Origin of the sequence: Nesterenkonia sp. YGD6, from assembly GCF_022565895.1 — a bacterium.
Taxonomy (GTDB): Bacteria; Actinomycetota; Actinomycetes; order Actinomycetales; family Micrococcaceae; genus Nesterenkonia.
The window spans coordinates 22,573-46,604 of record NZ_JAJOYY010000008.1 but is presented as its reverse complement, the minus strand read 5'-3'; the positions used below and the strand labels follow the sequence as shown (position 1 = coordinate 46,604).

Annotated in this window: 21 protein-coding genes; 8 read left to right on the top strand and 13 right to left on the bottom strand. The window is 69.1% G+C overall.

What is annotated here, in order from left to right; genetic code table 11:
• Positions 1–82 precede the first annotated feature (82 nt).
• Positions 83–997 (top strand): DUF4031 domain-containing protein, encoded by a 915-nt coding sequence (locus LTI14_RS12230; protein ID WP_241465983.1) that lies wholly within the window; start codon positions 83–85, stop codon positions 995–997.
• Here the strand turns inward: LTI14_RS12230 and LTI14_RS12225 are convergent.
• The 5 genes from LTI14_RS12225 to LTI14_RS12205 are packed head-to-tail and all read right to left on the bottom strand — an operon-like array spanning position 984 to position 5,061.
• Positions 984–1,289, bottom strand: coding sequence for a thiamine-binding protein (locus tag LTI14_RS12225; protein WP_241465981.1), 306 nt, complete (start codon positions 1,287–1,289; stop codon positions 984–986). The genes LTI14_RS12230 and LTI14_RS12225 overlap by 14 nt on opposite strands.
• Before the next feature lie 9 nt (positions 1,290–1,298).
• The gene (locus LTI14_RS12220) at positions 1,299–1,898 is read right to left on the bottom strand and encodes a type II secretion system F family protein (RefSeq protein WP_241476684.1); all 600 of its coding nucleotides are present in this window, start codon (positions 1,896–1,898) and stop codon (positions 1,299–1,301) included.
• Positions 1,891–2,769, bottom strand: coding sequence for a type II secretion system F family protein (locus LTI14_RS12215; protein ID WP_241476683.1), 879 nt, complete (start codon positions 2,767–2,769; stop codon positions 1,891–1,893). Before LTI14_RS12215 ends, LTI14_RS12220 begins: the two co-directional genes overlap by 8 nt.
• An 8-nt stretch (positions 2,770–2,777) precedes the next feature.
• Positions 2,778–3,947 carry a TadA family conjugal transfer-associated ATPase gene (locus LTI14_RS12210; protein ID WP_241476682.1) on the bottom strand — a complete coding sequence of 390 codons (1,170 nt, stop codon included), beginning with the start codon at positions 3,945–3,947 and terminating at the stop codon, positions 2,778–2,780.
• The gene (locus LTI14_RS12205) at positions 3,940–5,061 is read right to left on the bottom strand and encodes a hypothetical protein (RefSeq protein WP_241476681.1); all 1,122 of its coding nucleotides are present in this window, start codon (positions 5,059–5,061) and stop codon (positions 3,940–3,942) included. Before LTI14_RS12205 ends, LTI14_RS12210 begins: the two co-directional genes overlap by 8 nt.
• Before the next feature lie 220 nt (positions 5,062–5,281).
• On the opposite strand from LTI14_RS12205, the gene LTI14_RS12200 reads away from it, so the two are divergent.
• Positions 5,282–6,019: a PIG-L deacetylase family protein gene (locus LTI14_RS12200; RefSeq protein WP_241465972.1), complete on the top strand. Its 738-nt coding sequence runs from the start codon at positions 5,282–5,284 to the stop codon at positions 6,017–6,019.
• Positions 6,020–6,029: 10 nt separating this feature from the next.
• Here LTI14_RS12200 and LTI14_RS13295 read toward each other — a convergent pair whose 3' ends face one another.
• Both LTI14_RS13295 and nth read right to left on the bottom strand, forming a co-directional pair.
• Positions 6,030–6,860 (bottom strand): NUDIX hydrolase, encoded by an 831-nt coding sequence (locus tag LTI14_RS13295; RefSeq protein ID WP_241476680.1) that lies wholly within the window; start codon positions 6,858–6,860, stop codon positions 6,030–6,032.
• Positions 6,853–7,635, bottom strand: coding sequence for an endonuclease III (gene nth, locus LTI14_RS12190; RefSeq protein ID WP_241471168.1), 783 nt, complete (start codon positions 7,633–7,635; stop codon positions 6,853–6,855). The genes LTI14_RS13295 and nth overlap by 8 nt, the downstream gene beginning before the upstream one ends.
• A 117-nt stretch (positions 7,636–7,752) precedes the next feature.
• Here nth and acs point away from each other — a divergent pair, with 117 nt between their 5' ends.
• The gene (acs, locus tag LTI14_RS12185) at positions 7,753–9,765 is read left to right on the top strand and encodes an acetate--CoA ligase (protein WP_241465966.1); all 2,013 of its coding nucleotides are present in this window, start codon (positions 7,753–7,755) and stop codon (positions 9,763–9,765) included.
• Positions 9,766–9,900: 135 nt separating this feature from the next.
• Entirely contained in the window at positions 9,901–10,353 is a 453-nt protein-coding gene (gene aroQ, locus LTI14_RS12180) for a type II 3-dehydroquinate dehydratase (protein ID WP_241471169.1), read from the top strand.
• Positions 10,354–10,358: 5 nt separating this feature from the next.
• On the opposite strand, the gene LTI14_RS12175 is transcribed toward aroQ, so the two are convergent.
• From LTI14_RS12175 to LTI14_RS12160, 4 genes are read right to left on the bottom strand one after another with little or no spacing between them, the layout of a single operon-like run.
• On the bottom strand, positions 10,359–12,185 hold the full coding sequence (locus LTI14_RS12175) for an ABC transporter ATP-binding protein (protein WP_241466054.1): 1,827 nt from the start codon (positions 12,183–12,185) through the stop codon (positions 10,359–10,361).
• A gap of 52 nt (positions 12,186–12,237) precedes the next feature.
• Positions 12,238–14,097 carry an ABC transporter ATP-binding protein gene (locus LTI14_RS12170; protein ID WP_241476679.1) on the bottom strand — a complete coding sequence of 620 codons (1,860 nt, stop codon included), beginning with the start codon at positions 14,095–14,097 and terminating at the stop codon, positions 12,238–12,240.
• Positions 14,098–14,133: 36 nt separating this feature from the next.
• Positions 14,134–15,018: a metallophosphoesterase gene (locus LTI14_RS12165; RefSeq protein ID WP_241476678.1), complete on the bottom strand. Its 885-nt coding sequence runs from the start codon at positions 15,016–15,018 to the stop codon at positions 14,134–14,136.
• Between the two features lie 23 nt (positions 15,019–15,041).
• The gene (locus LTI14_RS12160; RefSeq protein WP_241476677.1) at positions 15,042–17,330 is read right to left on the bottom strand and encodes a transglycosylase domain-containing protein; all 2,289 of its coding nucleotides are present in this window, start codon (positions 17,328–17,330) and stop codon (positions 15,042–15,044) included.
• Positions 17,331–17,434: 104 nt separating this feature from the next.
• Between LTI14_RS12160 and LTI14_RS12155 the strand changes: the two genes are divergently transcribed.
• The 3 genes from LTI14_RS12155 to LTI14_RS12145 are packed head-to-tail and all read left to right on the top strand — an operon-like array spanning position 17,435 to position 19,407.
• The gene (locus LTI14_RS12155) at positions 17,435–17,602 is read left to right on the top strand and encodes a hypothetical protein (RefSeq protein WP_166645872.1); all 168 of its coding nucleotides are present in this window, start codon (positions 17,435–17,437) and stop codon (positions 17,600–17,602) included.
• Between the two features lie 10 nt (positions 17,603–17,612).
• Positions 17,613–18,086, top strand: coding sequence for a RidA family protein (locus LTI14_RS12150; protein WP_241471173.1), 474 nt, complete (start codon positions 17,613–17,615; stop codon positions 18,084–18,086).
• Positions 18,076–19,407, top strand: a complete 1,332-nt coding sequence (locus LTI14_RS12145; protein WP_241471174.1) for a carboxylate--amine ligase — start codon at positions 18,076–18,078, stop codon at positions 19,405–19,407. Before LTI14_RS12150 ends, LTI14_RS12145 begins: the two co-directional genes overlap by 11 nt.
• Positions 19,408–19,541: 134 nt before the next feature.
• Here the strand turns inward: LTI14_RS12145 and LTI14_RS12140 are convergent, their stop codons facing one another.
• A complete protein-coding gene (locus LTI14_RS12140; protein ID WP_036477681.1) occupies positions 19,542–20,219 on the bottom strand; it encodes a Crp/Fnr family transcriptional regulator in 678 nt (225 codons plus the stop codon).
• A gap of 222 nt (positions 20,220–20,441) precedes the next feature.
• Here LTI14_RS12140 and LTI14_RS12135 point away from each other — a divergent pair, with 222 nt between their 5' ends.
• A complete protein-coding gene (locus LTI14_RS12135) occupies positions 20,442–21,617 on the top strand; it encodes a MarP family serine protease (RefSeq protein WP_241471175.1) in 1,176 nt (391 codons plus the stop codon).
• A 76-nt stretch (positions 21,618–21,693) separates the two neighbouring features.
• Here the strand turns inward: LTI14_RS12135 and purD are convergent, their stop codons facing one another.
• A complete protein-coding gene (purD, locus tag LTI14_RS13290; RefSeq protein ID WP_241476676.1) occupies positions 21,694–23,991 on the bottom strand; it encodes a phosphoribosylamine--glycine ligase in 2,298 nt (765 codons plus the stop codon).
• Positions 23,992–24,032 lie beyond the last annotated feature (41 nt).

The following is a 24,032-nucleotide window of genomic DNA, read 5'->3' as shown; positions in this document are numbered from 1 at the left end:
CCCTAGATGGATGAGCAGGGTGTTTCGTGATTTGCACAGCATGGAACCCGGTGCCAGGGCCGCGAGAGAGGGAGGGTCCGAGATGACGATCTACATCGACCCGCCGAGCTGGCCGGCCCACGACACCGTGTTCTCGCACCTGATCTCGGACCACTCCCTGCAGGAGCTGCACCAGATCGCAGCGGCCGCAGGAGTCAGCATCCGCGCCTTCGACCGGGATCACTACGATGTCCCGGCCCACCTCTTCGATGACCTCACCGCCCTGGGGGCAGTGCCGGTCTCGGGGGGTGAGCTGACCCGGATTCTGCTCGGCTGTGGGCTGCGCATCCCTGCGGCGCAGCGGCCCGAGAAGCTGCGCCGGAATCTGCAGCGTGCCTGGCTGCGGCTGGGCACACGCTGGGAAGCCCTCGACGGCACGTGGACGACCCTGGGCGAGGAGCTGCTCACCCGCTGGTCAGAGCCGCACCGGAACTACCATTCGCTGACCCACCTGAACGCGGTTCTGCGTGGGGTGAGCACGCTGGAGCGTGCCGGGGAGCTGTCCCCGGAGCAGCGTCCCGTGGTGAGCCTGGCCGCATGGTTCCATGACGCGGTCTACGTCGGGGTCGCAGAAGAAGATGAAGAAGCCTCGGCATCTCTGGCCGAGAGCAGGCTCGGAGCGCTGCTCCCCACTCATGTGGTGGGAGAGACGGCACGGCTGGTGCGGCTCACCACGCATCACGACCCGCCGACCGGGGATCGCAACGGAGCGGTGCTGGTCGACGCCGACCTCGAGGTGCTCGCCCAGACTCCGGGGGGCTATGCGCGCTACGTCGCGGCGGTGCGTCGGGACTACCACCACGTAGCCGAGGACGATTTCCGCCGCGGCCGGGCACGGGTGCTTCAGCGGCTGCTCGCCGCGCCATCGCTGTTCCACACAGCCACCGGCGTGCAGCGCTGGGAGCCGCAGGCACGGGTCAACCTGACTCGCGAGCTCGAGCTGCTCAGTCGCCGCTGAGGCGCTCTTCGAGGCGGGTGACCTTCTCGGTGAGCTGCCCGGTGAATCCGGGGCGGATGTCGGCCTTGACCACGAGGCTGACTCGAGGGCTCACTGCGGCCACAGCATCGGTGGCCCGGCGGATGACGTCGAAGACCTCATCCCACTCACCTTCGATCGTGGTGAACATCGAGGTCGTCTCGTGCGGAAGCCCGGAATCACGGACCACCCGGACGGCTTCGGCCACGGCCGCGCTGAGCGAACCATCGGGGGTGTCTGCGGCGACGGGAGCGACGGAGAAGGCTGCCAACATGGTCACAGATTACGCCAGTTCCTCCACCAGGCCCAGCACCACCGGAATCACCCCGAGCAGGATGAACCCCGGCAGGAAACAGAGTCCCAGAGGCAGCACCATCTGCACCGCCAGGCGGGCGGCCTGCTCCTCGACCGCCTGGCGGCGTCGTCTGCGCGCCTGGACCGCAGTCAGTTCCAGCAGCTGGACCGTGGGGGCGCCGGTGGCGTGTGCGAAGGCCAGCTCCGCACCGAATTCGCGAAGCTGCACCTGGGAGTCCACACCGGACCAGGCGTCCTGCCATCGTCGCCCGGCAGAGAGTCCACGGTGCACGCGGGCCAGCGGCGCGCATCCCGGGACGTCCTGGGAGAGCCGCTGCACAGCGGTTTCGATGCCCGCACCGGCCCGCAGCATCGCTGCGGTGAGGTCGAGCAGCGTCGCGGCATCGGGGGTGCGATCCGCGGGAGCCTCTGCCGGCGTCGAAGCCCTCGACGCCGGTGCACCCCGCCTTCGCCGCCGCGGCGACGCGGGCGCCGGCAGGGGCGCAGGTGCGGGCGCATGCACCAACGCGATCAGAAGCCCCACCAGCAGGGCACAGAGAAGTGCCGGCAGCACCTGCCCCTCAGCCATGCTTCCCCACCGCTCGGATCATCCTGGTGCTCCAGCGCCAGCCGAGCAGGAGACTCCCCAGCCCGACGACCAGGCATCCCCACCCCAGCGCCGAGCCGAGCAGCACAGCGAAGGGATCAGCCCCCATCAGGGCGCCCATGACCAATCCACCCAGCGGGAGCGCAGCCAGGATGAACTGGGTCAGTCGGGGACCGGCGGCCGCGGTGCGAACGGCGGCCTCCAGGGCGGCCGAGTCCTCCAGTGCATCGGCGGCCTTGCGGCACAGCGCCGAGAGGGGTGCACCGGTGGACTGGGAGAGCGCGTGGATGCTGATCAGCCGCTCCAGCACCTCCGTGAGGACCACCGTGGCGGTGGCGCTGGACCGGGCCGGCGCGAAGTTCCCCATAGTGCGTCCGGCTCTGCGGCGTTGGCTGGCCGTGACGGACGCCAGGCTGCGCCGGAGCCCGACCACGGCCCCGAGGCCTGCCTGCTCTGCCGCTGCCGCGAGTTCACAGACCTGTGTCAAGGGGTGCGTGGTCTCCCGCGAGCGCCAATGGGCCCCAAGGTCGGCCCATGCCTGGGCCTGGGAGCGTCCAGACTGCAGCAGTGCCGCATATTGGTGCAGCAGAGAGCCGGCGCTGCTGCGCAGATCGTCAGCGGAGCGCTCTGCCCTGAATCTCCCGCCCCGCAGCGACGCCGTGCGCAGGACCTCCCTGCGCAGGACCTCCCTGCGCAGGACCTCCCTGCGCAGGACCTCCCTGCGCAGCACCTCTATGAGCAGCGCCTTCGGAGGTCGCAGCGCACGACGAGGCCATCGCCCACGTGGGGGAACTCCGAGAAGCGCCGCGCTGGCCGCCGCAGCGGCCACGCAGAGCAGGAGAAGAAGCGGCACCGGTGTGGTCATCGCAGACCGATCCGCTTCGTCAGTTCATCCCAGCCGCTCTGGATCTGCACGCTCGGCTGGACTGGCACCTCGAGGGCGTTCGGGTCGATGAACCTGGCCAGCAGTGCTGGCACCATCTGAAGCGTCCGCTCACGGCAATGGACGAGTGAGATCGCCACGGGCATCCGCCGACCTCGACGCCGCTCCATGTGGATGACCGCGTCCAGGGCGGCGCCGGCCTGCAGCGCCACCGACTCCGGGGGCAGCTCGGCGAGAGCGCCCATCGCGATGAGTCTGGCCGGGACCGCGTCCGGTGAATTGGCGTGGACCGTCCCGACCGCGCCCTGATGCCCGGTGTTCATCGCGGTGAGGAAGTCCTTGAGCTCACTGCCCCGGCACTCCCCGACGATGAGCCGGTCCGGGCGCATCCGCAGCGTCTCCCGGACGAGTCGGCCCATCCCGAGTTCGCCGGCTCCTTCCACATTGCCGCGGCGCTGCTGCAGGTGCAGCACATGCGGGTGATCTGGCCGAAGCTCTGTGGTGTCCTCGACGATGATGATCCGCTCCTGGTGCGGGCACTCGGCGAGCATGGCCCCGAGCAGGCTGGTCTTGCCAGAACCCGTGGCGCCGGAGATCAGACAGTTCAGCCGGGCGTCCACGATGCCGCGGATCACCGGGAGCCACACTTCTGGTGCGTCCCATTGCTCGGCAAGCTGATCCAAGGTTGCCGCCGAGCCGCGGGAGATGCGCACCGAGATCATCGTGCCCTCCACCGCCACCGGAGGAATCACGGCGTGGATGCGACACTCACCGATCCGTCCCTCGGCACACGGCTGACCCTCATCGAGCCTGCCTCCGGACAGGGCGATGAGTCGCCTGGCCAGGCCACGGACCTGCTCCTCCCCGGCGAACTTCACCTCGGTCTTGCTCAGACCTGCGGCGCCGTCGATCCACACCTGACGGCGACCATCGATGAGCACGTCGGTGACGCCGGGCCGCTCGACCAGCGGCTGCAGCGGGCCGAGCCCGACGAGCTCGTCACGCAGCGTCCTGACCAGCTCCCCGGTGGTTCGAGACCCCAGCGCCAGCCCTGATGCGCGCACGGCCTCCGCGATGCGGGCCGCGGTCACCGGCTCGGCGGAGCTGGTCAGCTTCTCCCGCAGCGCGTGAAGCTGCTGGTCACTCATGGCGGAGGCCCCGCTCGAGGTCCAGGACCTCGAGCAGCGTCCCGATGTAGGCCGCGCCTCGCCGTGAGCGAAGCAGCTCGTAGGCGGCACCGAGTTCATCCTCTCGGCGGAGCCATCGCTGCTCGGGGAGATCTCCGGCCAGGGGGATCTCTGTGGCTGCCGCCAGCTCCTGCGGACTCCACCCGAGATGCCCTGCACCGTTGGCGACGAGCATCGGCGGCACCCCTGTGAGCGCGCGTGCCAACTGCCGCGCGGCCGCGGCGCCCCGGGCACTGCAGGGTGTGACGAGCAGCAGCTGGTGCAGGTGCTCGCGCACCAGCGCCACCGCGTCTGCATCACGCCCGACATCGATCACCACGGTGTCGAAGACCCTCAGGGCCGAGCGCACGACGGGGCCCAGCATCCGCCGTCGCGCGTCAAAGCCTGGTGCGCCGCTGAGCATGTGGACCCCGTCGCGGAGCGGCAGCGCGGCGGCCAGCTGCGGGGAGGCGATCTCCCCCTGCAGACCGGCCAGCTCCTCCCACCCGAATTCTTCGCCGCGCTCTGCGGCCGCTGGACCGCGTCGGTCCTCCCTTCCACGCCCGTTCAGGGCGCCGCACGAGACCTCCGCCACCCCCATCAGCCCCGCGATTCCTGACCCCGGGGCGGGATCCGCATCGACCAGCAGCGCCGAGGCACCTCTCACCGCCTGCTCTGCGGCGAGCAGATATGCCACGGTGCTGGCCCCCACGCCTCCCAGGACCCCGGCGACAGCCACCACCCGACCGGGACCCCGATCCAGCACCCGCTCGCCCAGATGACCGGCCAGCCACGCCTGTGCCGCCGGCAGCGGCACAGGCTGCAGCCCCGGATGCTCCGCCGCGATCCTCCACAGCTGCTGATCCTGCCCCTGTCGCGCTCCCGAGCTGCTCAGCAGCAACGCACCCCGCGCCACCTGCGGAAGCGAGGGCAGCCGGTCGGTCCCACACATCAGGACCGCCCATTCCTGCGGAACCACCGCCTCCCAGCTGGAACGAGACTCCAGCGCAGCGCCCACGGTGGCGGCGATCAGCGCGACGTCGTCGCGCAGCACTCGATCCTCGGTGATCAGCAGCAGGCGAGGTTCAGCGTCCATGACCCCACCCTGCCGGTGTCGGCGGCAGCGGTCCGTGGAGGCGGAGGAGCTGTGGGCAGCGGCTTCGCGGCGCGAGGTTATTCCCAAGCTGGGGAAAACTCTGGGGAAAACCGGGGGGAACAGTAGAGCGAACCATGCGGATCATCACGGACGCTGTTCGGAGACCCTGCCCGGCACCACACCCTGCGCCTCGCCGCTCGTCGCCTCCTAGACTGGGCCGATGAGCACCGATTCAGCCGCCCTGCCCGCATACCCCGACGCTGAGCTGCGCCGGGTGCTGTGCGTGGTGGCCCATCCGGATGACATGGAGTACGGCGGTTCGGCCGCCGTCGCCCGCTGGACCGCGCAGGGGGCTGAGGTCTCCTATCTGCTGCTCACCGCGGGAGAGGCCGGGATGCGCAGCCGCGACCCCGAGGAGGCCGCAGAGATCCGCGCCGAGGAGCAGCGCAGGGCCTGTGAGCTGGTCGGCGTCACGGACCTGGTGATCCTGGATCTGCCCGATGGCACGCTGGAGGCCTCGCTGGACACCCGCCGACAGATTGCTCGACGCATCCGCCAGCTGCGTCCCGAGGTGGTGCTGACCCAGACCTGGGATCTCGAGGTCGGCTGGGGGCTCAACCATGCGGACCACCGCGCAGCCGGGCTGGCCACCCTGGACGCGGTCCGCGACGCCGACAACCCCTGGGTCTTCCGTGAACTCATGGACCAGGAACGGCTCGAGCCCTGGGCGGTGCGGGAGCTGCTGGTCTTCGGGGCGGCACCGACCCATCTGATCGACATCAGCCGGGAGCCGCTGCAGCTGGGCCTCGCCTCGCTGGAGGCCCATGAGCAGTACCTGGCCGAGCTGGGCGGCGCCGCCGAGACCCGGCAGATGCTGGAGTCCATGGCCGCGCAGCAGGCCGAGGACCTGCCCGGGGTGGATCATGCCCTGGGTGTGGCCGTGCACCGCATGGGCTGACCCTCAGGACCTAGAGACCCGGCAGGTAGTCCTGCGGGTCCACGCTGCGCCCGGCGTCCCAGGGCTCTTCCCAGCCGAGCCGGTTGAGCACCCGGTCTACCAGGATCCCGGTGAACCCCCAGATCAGCGTGCCATCGACGAGGAACGCCGGGGCCTTGAACACGGTGCCAGAGCGATGCAGGACCGTGGTGCGGCGGTTCTCCGGGCGGATCAGCGCATCCAGCCGGACGGGCAGCACCCGTTCCACCTCCCCGGACTGCGGGCGGAGCAGACCGGTGTGTCCGGCAATGCCGATCACCGGTGTCACCATGAAGCCGCTGATCGGCACCGGGGCCGGAGGCAGGGAGCCGAGCACCCGGACGCGGGCGGGGTCCAGCCCCACCTCCTCCTGGGCCTCACGCAGCGCCGCGGCCGTCGGGTCGCGATCGAACTTCTCCTGGGCGCCACCGGGGAAGGAGATCTGTCCTGGGTGTTTCTTCAGTCCCGGGGAGCGCTCGGTCAGGAGCAGGTGTGCGTCGTCGTCGTCGGGGGTGGGGGCGCAGAAGAGCATCAGCACCGCCGCCCGCCGGGCGTTCTCCATCCCTGCCGGGGTCATCCGGGGAGGCATCGTGGTCGGGCGCTGGTTCCACCAGCCCCCGGACCCTGCGGATTCCGGATGCGTGCACGCGTAGTCGCGCCCCTGCTGCAACAGCGCCTCGAGTCGGGTCGGGACCGCCGTGCCGGTCAGCGAGAACCCAGCGGGCACTCCCCCGCCGAGAAGGTCGGGCCGGGCGATGTCTGGACGAGCTGCGTCTGGGCGAGCGGCGTCTGGGCCCTGAGATGCGGTGTCGGCGTCACGCACTGAGCGGGTACCCCTGCGCTCGCAGCTCCCGGCGGGTGTGCCCGGCCTGCATCTTGGCCAGCAGCTCCTCGCGCCCCGGCGCCAGCTCGTACTTCAGCAGCGTGGCGGCCAGTTCCGGGTTGACCTCCCCGGCACCGAAGGCAGGGCACATGGAGGCGATCGGGCAGGCGCCGCAGGCCGGTCGACGGGCGTGACAGATGCGCCGGCCGTGGAAGACCAGCCGGTGGGACAGGTCGGTCCAGTCGCGCCGCTCGAAGAGCTCCGCGACCTCCTGCTCGACCTTCACCGGGTCCTGCTGCTGCGTCATGCCCAGCCGGCGGGCCAGCCGACCGAAGTGCGTGTCCACGGTGAGTCCGGGCTTGCCGAAGGCATCGCCGAGCACCACGAAGGCGGTCTTGCGCCCGACCCCGGGCAGCTTGACCAGCTCCTCGAGAGAGTCCGGCACCTCGCCGTCATGCTCGCTGACCAGCGCGCGCGAGAGCCCCAGCAGCGAGCGGGTCTTCGCGCGGTAGAAGCCGGTGGACCGGATCACCTCTGCCAGCTCGTCCTCCTCGGCGTGAGCCATGGCGCCGGCGTCGGGCCAGCGCCGAAACAGCTCGGGCGTGACCGCGTTGACCCGCACATCGGTGGTCTGCGCGGAGAGCACCGTGGCGATCAGCAGCTCGAAGGCATTGTTGAAGTCCAGCTCGGCCACTGCGTAGGAGTAGACCTCCCCCAGGACACGATTGATCCGGCGCACGCGGCGCTTCTTCCCCAGCAGGGTCTCATCGGGCATCGAGACCATTCTACGAAAGCCCCGAGGGTGCGTCCGCTATGTGATATCCGCCTCAGGCACCCGGCGGCAAAGGATGTATTGTGAGCGGCAACACAGGAGTATCCAAGGAGGAGCCGCATGACCCAGAATGCCAAGCAAGAGAACAAACTGGACTCGATGCAGAAATCGGGTCAGGTCTTCCCCCCGAGCGAGACGTTCGCGAAGAACGCCGTGGCCACCCAGGAGCGGTATGACAAGGCCGCCGAGGATCGCCTCGGCTACTGGGCCGATCAGGCCCGCTCCGTGCTGAGCTGGGACAAAGACTTCACCGAGGTGCTCGACTGGTCCGAGGCCCCAGTGGCGAAATGGTTCGTCGGCGGCGAGGTGAACGCGGCCTACAACGCAGTGGACCGCCACGTCGAGGCCGGCCACGGCAGCCGCGTCGCCCTTCACTTCGAGGGCGAGCCCGGCGACTCGCGCAGCATCACCTACCAGGAGCTGGCCGACGACGTCGCCCGCGCCTCCAACGCCTTCGAGTCCCTCGGCCTCACCAAGGGTGACCGGGTGGCCATCTACATGCCGATGATCCCCGAGGCTGTGGTGACCATGCTGGCCTGCGCCCGCATCGGCGCCATCCACTCGGTCGTCTTCGGCGGCTTCTCCGCCGACGCGCTGCGCTCCCGCGTGGACGACGCCGAGGCGAAGCTCGTGGTCACCGCCGACGGCTCCTACCGCCGCGGCAAGCCCTCCACGCTGAAGCCGGCCGTCGACGACGCGCTCGCGGCGCCCGGGCACACCGTGGAACACGTGGTCGTGGTCAAGCGCAACGGCGAAGAGGTCGCCTTCAACGACGATCTCGACGTCTGGTGGCACGACATCGTGCCGCAGCAGTCCGCCGAGCACGCCTACGTCGCACACGACTCCGAGCACCCGCTGTTCATCCTCTACACCTCCGGTACCACCGGGAACCCCAAGGGCATCCTGCACACCACCGGCGGCTACCTGACCCAGACCGCGGTGACCCATCGCGACACCTTCGACCTGCGACCGGAGACCGATGTCTACTGGTGCACCGCCGACGTCGGCTGGGTCACCGGGCACTCCTACATCGTCTACGGCCCGCTGGTCAACGGCAGCACCCAGGTCATCTACGAAGGCACCCCGGACTCACCGCACAAGGGCCGGCTCTGGGAGATCGTTCAGAAGTACGGCGTCACGCAGTTCTACACCGCGCCGACGCTGATCCGGACCTGCATGAAGTGGGGCCGGGAGATCCCGGACCAGTTCGACCTCTCCACCCTGCGCGTGCTGGGCACCGTGGGCGAGGCGATCAACCCCGAGGCGTGGCTGTGGTTCCGCGACGTCATCGGCGCCAACAACGGCGTCGGCAAGGCTCCCAAGGAGGAGCCTGCTCCGATCGTGGACACCTGGTGGCAGACCGAGACCGGCGCGCACATGATCGCCCCGCTGCCCGGGGTGACCGCGACCAAGCCGGGCTCCGCCCAGACCGCGGTGCCCGGCATCTCCATCGGCATCGTCGATGAGATGGGCACACCCCTGGAGAAGGGCGAGGCCGGCCTGCTCGTCATCAAGGAGCCCTGGCCCGCCATGCTGCGCGGCATCTGGAAGAACCCGGAGCGCTACCAGGAGACCTACTGGTCACGCTTCGGTGACGTCTACTTCGCCGGCGACGGCGCTCGCACCGACGAGGACGGCGACGTCTGGCTCATGGGACGCGTGGACGACGTCATGAACGTCTCCGGGCACCGGCTCTCCACCACGGAGATCGAATCGGCCCTGGTCTCGCACCCGTCGGTCGCCGAGGCCGCCGTCGTCGGGGCCAAGGACGCGACCACCGGCGAGGCTGTCGTGGCATTCGTGATCCTGCGCGGCGACTCCGAGGGTGGGGACAAGGAGCAGATGGAGCAGGATCTGCGCGCCCATGTGGGCAAGGAGATCGGCCCGATCGCCAAGCCGCGCAACGTGCTGGTGGTCCCTGAGCTGCCGAAGACCCGCTCGGGCAAGATCATGCGGCGTCTGCTCAAGGACGTGGCCGAGGGCCGTGAGGCCGGAGACGCCTCCACCCTGGCCGATCCCACGGTGATGCTGCAGATCGCGGAGGACATGCGCGCCAAGCATGGCGCGTCCTGACCTCCCACGGCTGAACACCGCTGAACAACCCGAAGACGCCTGAGTGGCGGATTCTCCGGGCATGTTCTCCCCTCAGAGGGGCGAACTGCACGGAGAATCCGCCATTCGGCGTTGGGGGGACAGTAGGGTGTGACCATGCCCTCTGAGACTCCCCGCCTGCTGATCATCAACGGTCCCAACCTGAACATGCTGGGCACTCGTGAGCCCGGGATCTACGGGGCCGCCACGCTGGCCGACATCGAGCAGCTGTGCCGCGAGTCCGCCGCCGCGCTCGGCTTCGCCGCGGAGCTGCTGCAGTCCAACCATGAGGGCACCATCATCGACGCGATCCAGGCCGCGAAGGGCAGCGCCTCCGGGATCGTCATCAACCCCGCGGCCTATACCCACACGTCGGTGGCGATCGCGGATGCCCTGCGCGCAGTGGACCTTCCGGTGGTGGAGGTCCATATCTCCAACGTCCACGCCCGCGAGGAGTTCCGCCGGCATTCCTATGTGTCCCCCGCTGCGGCGGCGGTGATCGCCGGTGCCGGACTCAACGGATACCGCTACGCGATCGATCACCTGGCGTCGCTGCTGCGCGAGCGCTGAGCCGCTCAGGCTCCCATGGAGCTCTGCCACGCCGCGTCCAGCTTGGCGTAGTAGCCGCCCTGGGCCGCCAGCTCGGCAGGAGCTCCGTCCTCCACCACCCGGCCGTCGTCGATCACCAGGACCCGGTCCGCGATGGCCACGGTGGAGAGCCGGTGAGCGATGATCAGCGCGGTGCGGTTGCCCAGCAGCCGCTCGAGCCCCTGCTGCACCAGCGCCTCGCTGGGCAGGTCCAGCGAAGAGGTCGCCTCATCGAGGATCAGCACCGCAGGGTCCGCCAGGAACGCGCGTGCGAAGGAGATCAGCTGACGCTGTCCGGCCGAGAGCCTGCCGCCCCGCTTGTTCACATCGGTGGCGTAGCCCTCGGGCAGCTCCATGATCAGGTCGTGACAGCCCACCGCCTTGGCCGCGGCGATGATCTCCTGCTCGGAGGCCTCCGGGCGGCCCAGCGCGATGTTGCCGCGGATGGTCCCGGAGAACAGGAACGCCTCCTGGGTCACCATGGCCACGTGGCGGTGATGATCGGTCACGGCCAGGTCCCGCAGGTCCACCCCGTCCAGGCTCACCGCGCCGCTGCTCACGTCATAGAACCGCGCCAGCAGCTTCGCCAGCGTGGACTTGCCCGCTCCGGTGCGTCCCACCACTGCCACGGTCTGGCCTGCGGGGATGTGCAGGTCAAGGGCGTGGAGCACCACCGGGCCGTCCTCGTCGTAGCGGAACGAGGCCTGGGTGAACTCCAGCTCTCCACGGGCCTCGGGCAGGTGCCGCGGGTGGTGGGCCTCGGTGACCGTGGGGCTCTCCTCCAGCAGCCCGGAGACCTTCTCCAGCGCCGCGGTGGCTGACTGCAGCGAGTTGTAGAACATCGCGATCATGTCCAGCGGCTGGAAGACCCGTTTGGTCGCCAGCACCAGGGCGACCAGCACCCCGATGCCGAGATCACCCTCGAGCACCCGGTATCCGCCCCAGAGCAGGACCACGGTGACCGTGATGTTGCCGATGAGCATCAGGGAGGGCTGCAGCACCCCGAACAGCGAGATCGAGCGCACCATGTCCTCGCGGTAGCGGGCCGCCAGACGCCGGTACTGCCTGGACCGGGAGTCTTCCCGGCGGAATGCCTGCACGGCGCGGATGCCGGTCATGGACTCCACGAAGTGCACGATCATCTTGGCCGAGGAGACCCGGGTGCGCCGATACGCCACCTCGGAGTTGCGCTGGTACCAGCGGCCGAGCATCGCGATCGGAATCAGCGCCGCGACCAGGACCAGGCCCGAGCGAAAGTCCATGATCCAGATGGTCACCCCGGTGAAGAACATGAACATCACGCCCTGGACCAGCGAGTTGATCCCGCCGTCGAGCAGCTCGCGCAGAGACTCCAGGTCGGAGGTCTGCCGAGAGATCACCTTGCCCGAGGTGTAGTCCTCGTGGAAGTCCAGGCTCAGCGCCTGGGTCTTGCGGAAGACCTCCCCGCGCAGGGTGAACAGCATCTGCTGCGAGGCCTCAGCGGTCATCCGGGTGTAGTGGAAGATCAGGATCCCAGCGGTCACCGCGCAGGCGATGTAGGACAGACCGGGCAGCCACATGCCGGAGCTCTGCCCCTCGATCATCCGAGGCAGCCCCCAGTCGATGGCCCAGGCGACGATCAGCGGGATGGAGGCCTGGGCGGCCTGTGCGATCACCACGAAGAGCGCGGTGATCAGCAGCTTGCGCCGGACCCCGACGGAGAGCTGGACCAGCAGCTTCCAGGAGCGACGCCGGATGAACCCGCGCTCCTCCTTGTCGAGCTCGATCTGCTCCTCGCCCGCGGTCCCGCGCAGGTGCGCGAAGCGGTCGCTCATGGCGTCGTCCGTGGCAACGTTGGCGGCGACGCCGCCGGCTCTGCTGGTGGCTTCACTCACGGCCGAGCACCTCCTCGGCACTGACGGGACGAACGCTGGCGCTCATGACCTCGCGATAGGCCCGGCTGCGCTCCAGCAGCTCCGAGTGGGTGCCGACGTCGCTGATCCGCCCGTGCTCGAGCAGCGCCACCCGGTCCGCCATAGCGACGGTGGAGGGGCGGTGCGCGACGATCAGCGTGGTGGTCCGGTTCAGCACCTCGCGCAGCCGGTGCGTCACGGCCTCCTCGGTGCGGACATCGAGGGCGGAGAGCGGATCATCGAGCAGCAGCACAGAAGGCGCGGAGGCGATCGCGCGGGCCAGCGCCAGGCGCTGGCGCTGGCCGCCGGAGAGGCTGAGCCCCTCCTCACCGACCGGGGTGTCCACACCCTGGGGCAGGGTCTCCACAAATTCTGCGTCGGCCGTGATCAACGTCCGGCGCAGCACCTCGTCGAGCTGATCTGGCGCAGGTGCGGCGTCACGGTGCGGGTGCTGCGGGTCGTCGACGTCGCGCAGGTGTGAGGTGCCCAGCAGCACATTGGACTTCACCGAGGTGGAGAACAGGATCGGGTCCTCGAAGGCGACGCCGATCCGTGAGCGCAGGTCTGCGAGGCTGTAGTCCTTCACGTCCACCCCGTCGATCCGGATGGCGCCGCCGGTGGTCTCGTAGAGCCTGGGGATCAGGTTCAGCAGCGTGGAGGTGCCCCCGCCGGTGGCGGAGACCAGCGCCATGGTCTCTCCGGGCCGGACCTGCAGGGTGACCCCGTCGATCAGGTCACGGTCCCCGGCCTTGGTGTCGGGGTAGCGGAAGTGCACGTCGTCGAACTCCAGCACGCCGCGCTCCGGGGCCACCACAGGCGCGTGGGGTGAGGTGATCTCGGTGGCGGTGTCCATCACGTCGGCGTGCCGGTCGATCGCGGTCTTCGCGGTGAAGGTCATCCCCAGCATCATGCCTACGCCTTCGATCGGACCCTTGAGCACCGCGGCGGTGGCGAAGAACGCGGCCAGGGCACCGATGGTCACACCGGTGGTCTCCTGGTTCGCGACCTGCCAGAGCCCGATCAGCAGGCACAGTCCGAGGATGCCCTCGGGCAGGATCACCATGGCCATCAGGAACTTCGCCAGCGTGCGGGCCTTGGAGACCTCGAGGTCGCGCAGCTCGTCGGCCTCCTCGGTGAAGCCCTCCTGGGCATAGTCTCCGCGGCCGAAAGCCTTCAGCACGCGGATCCCGTGGACCGATTCTTCGACCTTGGTGGCCACATCTCCGGCCTGGTCCTGCGAGGCGCGCGAGTAGTGCACGAACTTCTTCCGGAACCGCGGTCCGATGATCATGATCGGCAGCGCGGCGCCGAGGAAGACCACCGCCAGCAGCGGGGAGAGCGTGGCCATCAGGGTGAAGCCCACCAGCAGGCTGACCACCGAGGTGATGAGCATCAGCGAGCCGAACGCGAACCAGCGGCGCAGCAGGTTCAGGTCGGCGATCGCGCGGGACTGGAGCTGTCCGGCACCCCATGCCGAATGGAAGGACGCGGAGAGGTCCTGGAGCTTGTCGAAGAGCCGCGTCCGCATGGAGGTCTCGGCGTCCGAGGCCGGCGGGATCACGAAGAATCGGCGCAGGTAGACCAGCCCAGCCTCCAGCACGCCCAGCCCGAGGATCACCGCACCCGCGGTCCAGACGGCGCTGACCTCTGCGTTGTCATCCAGTAGGGAGTTCACCAGGACCTGAAGCACCTGCGGGATGGACAGTGCGACGACGCCGGCGCCGATCGCCGCGATCAGACCCAGGGTCCAGCGCAGCTTGAGGCCTTCGAGGTAGGGCCCGAGCCGGGCCAGGGCCTGCCAGAGCGTACGACTGCGCCCGGGGGACTCAGTCATCTCAACTCCTGCAGCTCGTTGCATCAAGCAACTAATCTATGTCGTTTCGTGCTGAACTTCAATGAGTGTGGCCTCGGGCGGGCAGAACAGCCGCACCGGGGCTGTGCGGGAGGTTCCGATGCCCGCTGAGACGTGGAGCGGGACCTGCCGGGCAGGCTCCCCCGGCTGGCCCGGCACCGACTGCGCCGGCACCTGCACCGAGCTCAGACCCTTGGCCTGGGGCCGCGGCAGGTCGCAGTTGGTCACCAGCGCGCGCCCGCCGGGCAGGCAGACCTGTCCGCCGTGGGTGTGGCCGGCGAGGATCAGCTCGGCTCCGCTGCCGGCCAGTGTGGCCAGCGCCGCGGAGACCGGGGCGTGGGCCAGACCGATGCGCAGCGGATCGGGGATCGAGCCCTGCTCCTGGACCGACTCCCCGGGCGCGGGCCAGCCCTGGAACTCGTCTCGGGCGATATGCGGATCATCCACTCCGGAGAAGGCCAGGGGCCGTCCGGCCACGGTCAGCTGGGCGGTCTGGTTGTTCAGGTTCTTCCAGCCGCTGGATTCGAAGCCGCCGAAGAGGCGCTGCCAGTCCAGCTCCTTGGGGTGCGCATCCAGACTGGAGGGGCCGCGGAAGTAACGCAGCGGGTTCTTCCAGGTGGGCGCGTAGTAGTCGTTGGATCCCCCCACGAAGACTCCGGGGAACCGGCGCAGCGGCTCCAGCGCCTGGAGGACCTCGCCCACGGCGTCCGGGTGGGAGAGGTTGTCACCGGTGTTGATGACCAGGTCGGGCTTCAGGTCCGCCAGCGACTGCAGCCAGGCGAACTTCTTGCGCTGGCCCGGGACGTAGTGGATGTCTGAGATGTGCAGGATGCGAAGCCCTGCCCCGGCGCGCAGCGGCACGGTCACGTGGCGGGTCCGGAAGTCATTGACGCCCAGGCCCACCACCTTCAGGGATGCGGTGGCGCTCAGTTGTCGTCTCCGCCGCCGTTGTTGGAGCCGCCGTTGTTGCTGTCGTTGTTGCTGTCGTTGTTCCTGTCGTTGTTGTCGGAGTCTCCGCCGTCGGAATCGTCGTCGAGGTCAGCGGCGGAACCGTCGGTGCCGGGGTCTCCACCCTCGGACACGGTGCCGCCGTCGCGATACCGGGCGCGGTCGCGCCGGTCCTCGAACGGGGAGTCATCGGCCTCGCGGAAGTCGGAGGTGTCATAGTCGTCCCCGACCTGTTCCATGTACTCCAGCCACATCGGGGCCGCCAGGGTGGAGCCGAAGAACTCTTCGTAGAACTCACCGGCGACGGTGCGCCCACGGTAGCCCTGGTTGCTCTCGGGGTTGCCGATCCAGCTTGCGGTGGACACACCCGAGGAGTAGCCGACGAACCAGGTGTGGGCCGCCTCGTCGGTGGTGCCGGTCTTGCCAGCCATCGGGAACGGCGGGTCGCCTGCGGCGATGGTGCCCTCGGCGATGTTGATGGTGATGTCGTTGACCTGCGCGACGATGTCCTCGTCGACGACCTGCTCACAGTTGGCCTCGGGGACGTCGTACTCGTTGCCATGGGTGTCGGTGACCTCGAGGATCGCGCGGGGCTCGCAGAAGGTCCCGTCGGCGGCGAAGGCGGCATAGGCGGCGGCCTGAGTCAGGGGAGCGATCTCGTCGGTGCCCAGCACGAACGAGGGGTTCTGCGGAGAGAGCCCCTGGCTGGTATCGGTCGCCCGGTGGACGCCCAAGCGGTCGGTGAGATCGGTGATGGCGCAGAGGTCCATGTCCGCCGCGGTGGCCAGGGTCGCAGTGTTCACCGAGAAGTAGACGCCATAGTCGATGGTCATCCGGCGATTGGAGTCTTCCTCGACGTTGCCGACGCTCCAGTCCTGATCCGAAGTGGTGTAGCCGCGCTCGAGGCAGCTGGCCTCCCAGCGCGCAGTGTCACCCCATTCATCGACGGAGGCATCGACGACGTCGTCGGTCTCGCCGCCTTCTTCGAGGTACGCCGCGACGACGAAGGGCTTCAGCGAGGATCCGGGCTGGAAGCCGTTTCCACCGCCGTCCTCGGCGTCGACGTTGTAGTTCAGCGTGGTGTTGCCGTCACCCTGTTCGGGAGTGAAGTTGCGGTTCTGCGCCATGGCGAGGATGTTGCCGGTGCCTGGCTCCACCGAAGAGATAGCGGCACCGGCACCGGAGCTGTCATCCGCGGGAACGGTCTCCATGACGCCCTCCTCTGCGGCGGTCTGGGCGTCCGGGTCCAGCGTGGTGGTGATCCGGAGTCCACCGCGGTCGAGCAGCTCTTCGCGGGCAGCCTCATCGGGGCCGAAGGTGTCGCTGGCCAGGATCTCGCGACGCACGTAGTCACAGAAGTAGGCAGCCATGCTGGCGGAGACGCAGCCGACCTCTTCGCGGTTGACATCCAGGCCGAGCCCGGAGCCGAGGGCCTCGTCGTATTCCTCCTGGGTGATGAGTTCCTCGTCGAGCATCGAGCCGAGCACGATGTCCCGGCGGGCCTGGGAGGCTTCGGGGAAGACCTCGGGGTTGTAGCCGTTCGGTGACTGCACCATGCCGGCCAGGACTGCGGACTGGGCCACGTCGAGCTCGGAGGCCGGGATGCCCCAGTAGTACTGGGCGGCGGCCTCGACGCCGTAGGTGCGGCCACCGAGGAGCACGATGTTCAGGTAGCCCTCGAGGATCTCGTCCTTGGTCATCTCCTGCTCGACCGCGACGGCGAGCTTCATCTCGCGCAGCTTGTCGGCGTAGGTCTTCTCGCCGGTGCCGGAGATGGTCAGGCGGCCCTCGCCGCTGATCACCACCGCGTTGATCAGCATGTTGTTCACGTACTGCTGGGTGATCGTCGAGGCGCCCTGCTGGGTATCAGAAGTGGCGTTGTGCACCAGCGCACGGGACAAGCCGCGGGGGTCGACGCCGCCGTGCTCATAGAAGCGCTCGTCCTCGATCGCGATGATGGCGTCGATCATCTCCTGGGAGATGTCCTCCAGCGCGACCGGCTGCCGGTTCTCCGCATAGAAGGTCGCCAGCTCTGTGCCGTCGGAGGCATAGATGTAGGAGGGCACGCTGAGCGGCTCCTCCGCCAGCTCGGCGGGGATGTCTTCGAGGATGTCTGTGCCGGCGGCCGCGGCGGCGCCGCCGGAGGCCGCCAGCGGGAAGATCAGCCCTGCTGCCAGCAGGCCGCAGAGAGCACTCACGCCCAGGAAGGACATGATCTTGCCGACCGTGGTGGCAGTATCAAACAGGGGGGATTTACGTGACGCCATGGGCTTCATCTTAGCGGCACGCTCTGTGCGCCTGCGCGAGGTGACGTCACGCGGATCTGGGCGGGCTCTTCTTGGTCCCGGCGGGCGTCCGTTAGTCTGAGAATATGAGTGCATCTGAGACCCAATGGGAATACGCGACGATTCCGCTGATCATCCACAACACCAAGGGCATCCTGGACCAGTGGGGCGAGGACGGCTGGGAGCTGGTCACCGTGCTTCCCGGCCCGGAGGGCAACGCCCCCGTGGCCTACCTCAAGCGGCCGCGGAACTGAGTCACACACCATGGCTGAGCAGATCTCTGCAGTTGAAGCGCGCCTGGCCGAACTCGGCCTGAGCGTTCCCGAGGTGGTCCCCCCGGTCGCCTCCTATCAGCCGGCGGTCATCGCCGACGGCGTGGTCTACGTCTCTGGGCAGCTGCCCTTCGTCGACGGCGCGCTGCCGTTGACCGGCAAGGTCGGCGCCGAGGTCTCCGAAGACCAGGCCTACGAGCTCGCCCGGCAGTGTGCGCTGAACTGCATCGGCGCGCTGAAGGCGGCCGTGGGTGATCTCGACCGGATCACCCGGATCGCCAAGGTGGGCGGCTTCGTCGCCTCGGTTCCGAGCTTCACCGGTCAGCCCAAGGTGCTCAACGGCGCCTCGGAGCTGCTCGGTGCGGCCTTCGGCGACGCCGGGCAGCATGCCCGCAGCGCCGTGGGCGTGTCGGTGCTGCCGCTGGACACCCCGGTGGAAGTCGACCTCATCGCCCATGTCCGCTGAGGCCTCCCCGGTCTTCACCCAGGACAGACGCTGGCAGGACCAGGAGCGCCGCTGGGCCGCCGTCGGCTTCGCCCCGGTGATCATCGGCGGCGACGCCGGAGCCTATGGCGCAGCACGGGCCTTCCATGAGGCCTACGGCATCACGTCGCTGGTGCTCTCGAAGCACCAGATGTGGATGATCGCGCATTCGAAGATCATCACCCACCTGGAGATCGAGAACGGCACGGTGATGGAGCATGTGCGCACCGGGCTGAACCTCGCACCGATCCGGCGGCTGCGCGATCAGGGGATCCCGATCCTGTTGCTGGGCGCGATCGACTCCACCGTGCAGGCGATCATCGAGCTGCGCGAGGCACACCCTGAGGACCTGGGCGACGACGTCGTCGTGCCCTATGTGGACCGGGCCCGTTTCGACGCGGCCACCGTCAAGGACAACTTCACCGCGCTGGCCGAGAGGCTCGGCGTGGATCACCCGGTCACCCGGGTGGTGGACTTCGGCGCCGCTCTGGACACCCAGCTCCCGCTGGATCTCAGCTTTCCGGTATGGGCGAAGCCTGCTGATGTCACGGCCTGGTATTGGACCGAGTTCGAGGGCAAGCACAAGGTGCACCGGGTGGAGACTTCCGAGGATCTGGCCGATCTCTTCGCCAAGGTCCACGCGGCCGGGTACCGGGCGAGCTTCGTGGTGCAGGAGGAGGTCCCGGGCGATGACCAGAACATGCGGGTGCTGACCTGCTACGCCGATCAGAACTCGGTGATCCGCTTCGCCTCCTGGGGCGAGACCGTGGTGGAGGATCACTCCCCCGCCGCGCTGGGCAACCCTTCGGTGATCCTCACCACGAAGAACTCCGAAGCGGTGGATCAGGCGCAGAAGCTGCTCACCGAGCTGGGTTGGGTGGGTTACGCGAACTTCGACCTGAAATTCGATCCGCGCGACGGAAAGACGAAGTTCTTCGAGCTCAATCCCCGGCTGGGTCGCTCCAGCTACTACATCACCGGGGCGGGCAACAACCCGGTGGAGTACTACGTGCGGGACTTCATCCGCGGCGAGCTCTCAGCCGATGGCGACACATCCCGCGTGGAGGATCAGCAGGAGACGGTCTACACCGTGCTGCCGGGCTGGCTGGCCGGCCGGTATGTCTCTGACCCGCAGCGACGACGCCGGGTCGCAGGGATCCTGCGCTCGGGCGGTGCGCGGAACCCGTTCTTCTACGCGGCTGATCGCAGCCCGCGCCGGGTGGCGCTCCTGCTGGCCGCGCAGGCCTCCCTGGTGCGCAAGTTCCTCCGCTTCTATCCGCCCTCACGGGTCACCGGGGAGTAGCCTCCGAGCGTCACCCGCAGATCAGGCGCAGATCAGGCGCAGATCAGGCGCAGACATAGAAGGAGCGCCCGGCGATTCGCCGGGCGCTCCTTCTATGTCTGGGATCAGTGCTGGTGGAGACCAGCGGGTTCGGCTCAGCGGGAGCGCTGGCGGATCCGCTGGATGTCCAGGATCACCACGGCGCGCGCCTCCAGGCGCAGCCAGCCGCGCTGGACGAACTCGGCCAGCGCCTTGTTCACGGTCTCGCGGGAGGCGCCGACCAGCTGGGCCAGCTCCTCCTGGGTGAGCTCGTGCGCCACCAGCACGCCGTCCGGAGCCGGGCGGCCGAAGCGGTCAGCCAGGTCCAGCAGCGCCTTGGCGACGCGTCCGGGGACGTCGGAGAAGACGAGGTCCGCGAGGGACTCGTTGGTCCGGGTCAGCCGCTTGGCCAGGGCCTGGAGCAGCTGCACCGAGACCTCTGGGTTGGTGGTGATGACGTTGCGCAGGCTGTCATGGCGCAGGCCGGCCAGTCGCGTCTCGGACACGGCAGTCGCCGTGGCGGTGCGTGGCGCGGGGTTGAACAGCGCCATCTCGCCGAAGATCTCGCCCGGGCCGAGGACTGCAAGCAGGTTCTCACGGCCGTCCGGGGTGGTGCGTCCCAGCTTGATCTTGCCGGAGATGATGAAGTACAGCTGATCACCCTGGTCACCCTCGTGGAAGACGGATGACCCGCGGGACAGGTCGACCTCGTTGAGCTCTTTGATGAGGGCGCTGAAGACGTCGTCGTCGAGCGTGGCGAACAGCGGTGCGCGGCGCAGTACTTCAAGGTCCATGGGCGATCCGTTCTTCCTGGATGTGTGAGATAAACAGAGTCTCGTTGCTTAGAAGTTACCAGTTCGCCTCGACGTGCGGAAACGTTCAGCAAGCGGCCAGGGATTCTATGTCATTCTTTGGGGACCGATTCCGTCGGCCGACAGCCAGGCCCAGCGGTCCCAGAGCAGCAGTCCCGAACCGCAGAGCCACGATCCCCCTGAACCATAAGGAGCCCGCCACCGATGGGAATCACCATACTCGACGTGATCTTGGTGGTGGTGCTTCTGGGCTTCCTCATCGCAGGCCTGCGCAGGGGCGTCTGGGCCACCCTCGGCGGTGTCTTCGGATTCCTCATCGGCGCGACCGCGGCGTTCTTCGCGATCCCGCTGGTCGCATCCTGGGTCCCTGATCCGCTCTGGCGGGTGATCGCGGTGCTCGCCGCCGCCATCGTGCTGGTGGCCGCCGGGCACGGGCTGGGATCCGCCGCCGGGGCCGAGATCCAGAGGATGTTCAAGTCCCGCGCGGTGCGCGGCCTGAGCTCGCTGGTCGGCGGTGTCGTCAACGTGGTGGTCGCCGTGTTCGTGATCGCGCTGCTCTCCTTCTCGATCTCCGCCATGGGCTTCCCCGCAGTGAACCAGGCGATGAAGCAGTCCACCGTGCTGAGCACCGTCGACTCCGCGGTGCCCGATCAGGCAGAGTCCTGGTTCGCCCAGGTCCGCTCCGCGGTGCTGGACTCCGACATCCCGGAGCTCGCACAGCTGGTGCCCGAGCCTGCGGAGCTGCCGGAGAACCAGGACCTCAATGACGCCGGCGTCGCCTCCGCCGCCTCGGTGGGGAGGATCACCGGGGTCGCGGAGCAGTGTGGGCAGTCCCAGTCGGGGTCCGGCTTCGCCGTCTCCCCCACCCGGGTGGTGACCAACGCCCATGTCATCGCCGGTGTGGCCGAGCCTGCGGTGGAGATGCCGGACGGCGAGGTGCTCACCGGCCGCGCGGTGCACTTCGATCCCGCCTCCGACCTGGCCCTGATCGCAGTGGACGGCCTCGATGTGGCGCCGCTTCAGATGAGCGAGGGGGTCGACGTCGGAGATTCGGGCTACGTGATGGGATACCCCGCGGGCGGGCCGTTCTCCGCGGGCAGCGCGGTGATCCAGGCGCGCGACGTCTCCCAGGTGAACAACATCTACGGCAGCTCGCCGAGCACCCTGGAGATCTTCCAGCTCAGCGCCGATGTCCGGCAGGGCAACTCGGGCGGGCCGTTGATCGATCGGGCCGGGGACGTGGCCGGCGTCGTGTTCGCCCGCGCCGTGGAGGGCAGCAACGTCGGCTTCGCGATCACCGCGGACCAGGCCGGGGATGTGCTGACCGATCCGGATCGCTACTCCGAGACCGTCTCCACCGGGCAGTGCACCGACCGCTGAACACAGCTCCCTGAGGTGCGCAGCCCCAGGAGCGGAATCCCAGGGTCGATGCCCCCGAGTCGGGCAGCCCCAGGGGTCAGAAGACCAGTTCGGTCCCGGTGAGGCGCTGGTAGGCGTCCAGGTAGCGCTGTCGTGTGGCGCCGATGACCTCCTGCGGAAGCGCCGGCGGTGCCTGCCCGGCGCTGCGGTCCCATCCGGACGCGGCCGAGGTCAGCCAGTCGCGGACGAACTGCTTGTCGAAGGAGGGCTGTGCCGCCCCGGGCTCCCAGCTCTCGGCGGGCCAGAAGCGTGATGAGTCAGGGGTCAGGACCTCATCGGCCACGGTGAGCGCGCCGCCGGGGTCGAAGCCGAACTCGAGCTTGGTGTCCGCCAGGATCACCCCGGCCTCGCGGCAGATCTCCTCGGCCAAGACGTAGATCCGCAGCGTCGCGTCGCGCAGCTGCGTCGCCACCTGCACGCCCACGGTCTCGGTGAGCGTCTCGAAGCTGATGTTCTCGTCGTGATCACCCTGGGCGGCCTTCGAGGACGGGGTGAAGATCGGCTCGGGCAGCGCGGAGCCGTCGGTGAGGCCCTCCGGCAGCACCAGCCCGGTCACGCCGCCGGTCTCCCGGTAATCGGCGAGCCCGGACCCGGTGAGGTAGCCGCGGGCGATGCATTCGGCCTGGATCATCTGCAGGTTCCGGCAGATCATCGCGCGCCCGGCGACAGCTTCGGGCACCTCGACCGAGACCACGTGATGCGAGATCCCGGCGGCCTCGAGCTGATCGAACCACCACAGGCTGAGCTGGGTGAGGATGATGCCCTTGTCGGGGATGGGGCTGGAGAGCACGTGGTCGTAGGCGCTGATCCGGTCGCTGGCGACCATCAGGATCACGTCCTGACCGTCCCAGGGGGATCCGGGGGCGGGCCGGTAGAGCTCGCGGACCTTCCCGGAGGACACGTGCACCCAGCCGGGCAGGTCTTCGGCTGACTGGTCGGCTGTTTCGCCGGCGGGGTGCACCGGGAGGCGCGCGGCCGACTCGCTCGGTCCCGCGTCCAGCTGGACGTCACTGCGGAGCTGGACGTCACTGCGGAGCTGGATCTCTCCGGCGAGCGCCTTCGCGGCGATGTCGGTGCGGTGCTGCTCGCCCTCCCAGGAGATCTCCTGCACCCCGGCGTAGGCGCGCTGCACGGCCTCAGCCAGCGAGTCACCGGTGCCGACGACGGCGAGCACCCGCCCGCCGTTGGTGGTCAGCCGGCCCTGGTCGTCTGCGGCGGTGCCGGCGTGCAGCACTGCCACGCCGTCGAGGTTCTCGGCCTGCGCGGTGCCGGTGATCACGTCACCCCTGCGCGGGGTCTCCGGGTAGTTCTCCGCGGCCATCACAACGTCGGCGGCGTAGCCCTGCGCCCAGTCAAGGGTGCGGGCGCGGCCGAGCGAGCCGGTGGCGCAGTCCAGCAGCAGCTGACCCAGCGGTGTGGCCAGGCGTTCGAGCACCGCCTGGGTCTCGGGGTCGCCGAAGCGGGCGTTGAACTCGATGACCCGGACCCCGCGGGAGGTGACGGCCAGCCCGCAGTAGAGCACCCCGACGAAGGGGGTGCCGCGGCGGGACATCTCGGCCAGGGTCGGGGCGGCGACGGTGTCCACCACGATCTGCACGAAGTCGCGCTGGGCGCCGGCGGCGTCGGTCTCGGTGTACCCGGTCAACCAGTCCAGCGGGGTGTAGGCGCCCATGCCGCCGGTGTTGGGGCCGGCGTCGTCGTTGAAGATGCGTTTGAAGTCCTGCGCCGGGGACAGCGGCACCAGGTTCACCCCGTCTGAGAGGACGAAGAGCGAGACCTCGGGTCCGTCGAGGAACTCCTCGATGACCACCGAGCCGCCGGCGGCGAAACAGGCCTGGGCGTGGGCCAGCGCCTCGGCGCGGTCGTCGGTGACCACCACACCCTTGCCGGCGGCGAGCCCGTCGTCCTTGACGACATAGGGCGCGCCGAACCGGTCGACGGCGTCTTGCGCCGCGGCGAGGTCGCTGACGTGCACCGCTCCGGCGGTGGGCACCTCGGCGGCGGCCATGATCTCCTTGGCGAAGGCCTTGGAGGCTTCCAGCCGCGCGGCGGAAGCGGAGGGCCCGAAGGCCGGGATCCCGGCCTCGCGGACGGCGTCGGCCACTCCTGCGGCCAGCGGCGCCTCGGGACCGATGACCACCAGGTCGAAGCCGCCGGCGACGGCGAGCGCTGCCACCGCGGCCCCGTCCTGGGCGTCGACGCTGTGGCAGCGGACCTGCGCTGCGATGCCGGCGTTGCCCGGCGCGGCCTCCACGGTGGTGACTGCTTCATCGCGCAGCAGTGCTCGGACGATGGCGTGCTCGCGGCCTCCGGGGCCGACTACAAGTACCTTCACGCCGCTCAGCCTATCGAACGGCGGACTCCCGCGGGTCCGCC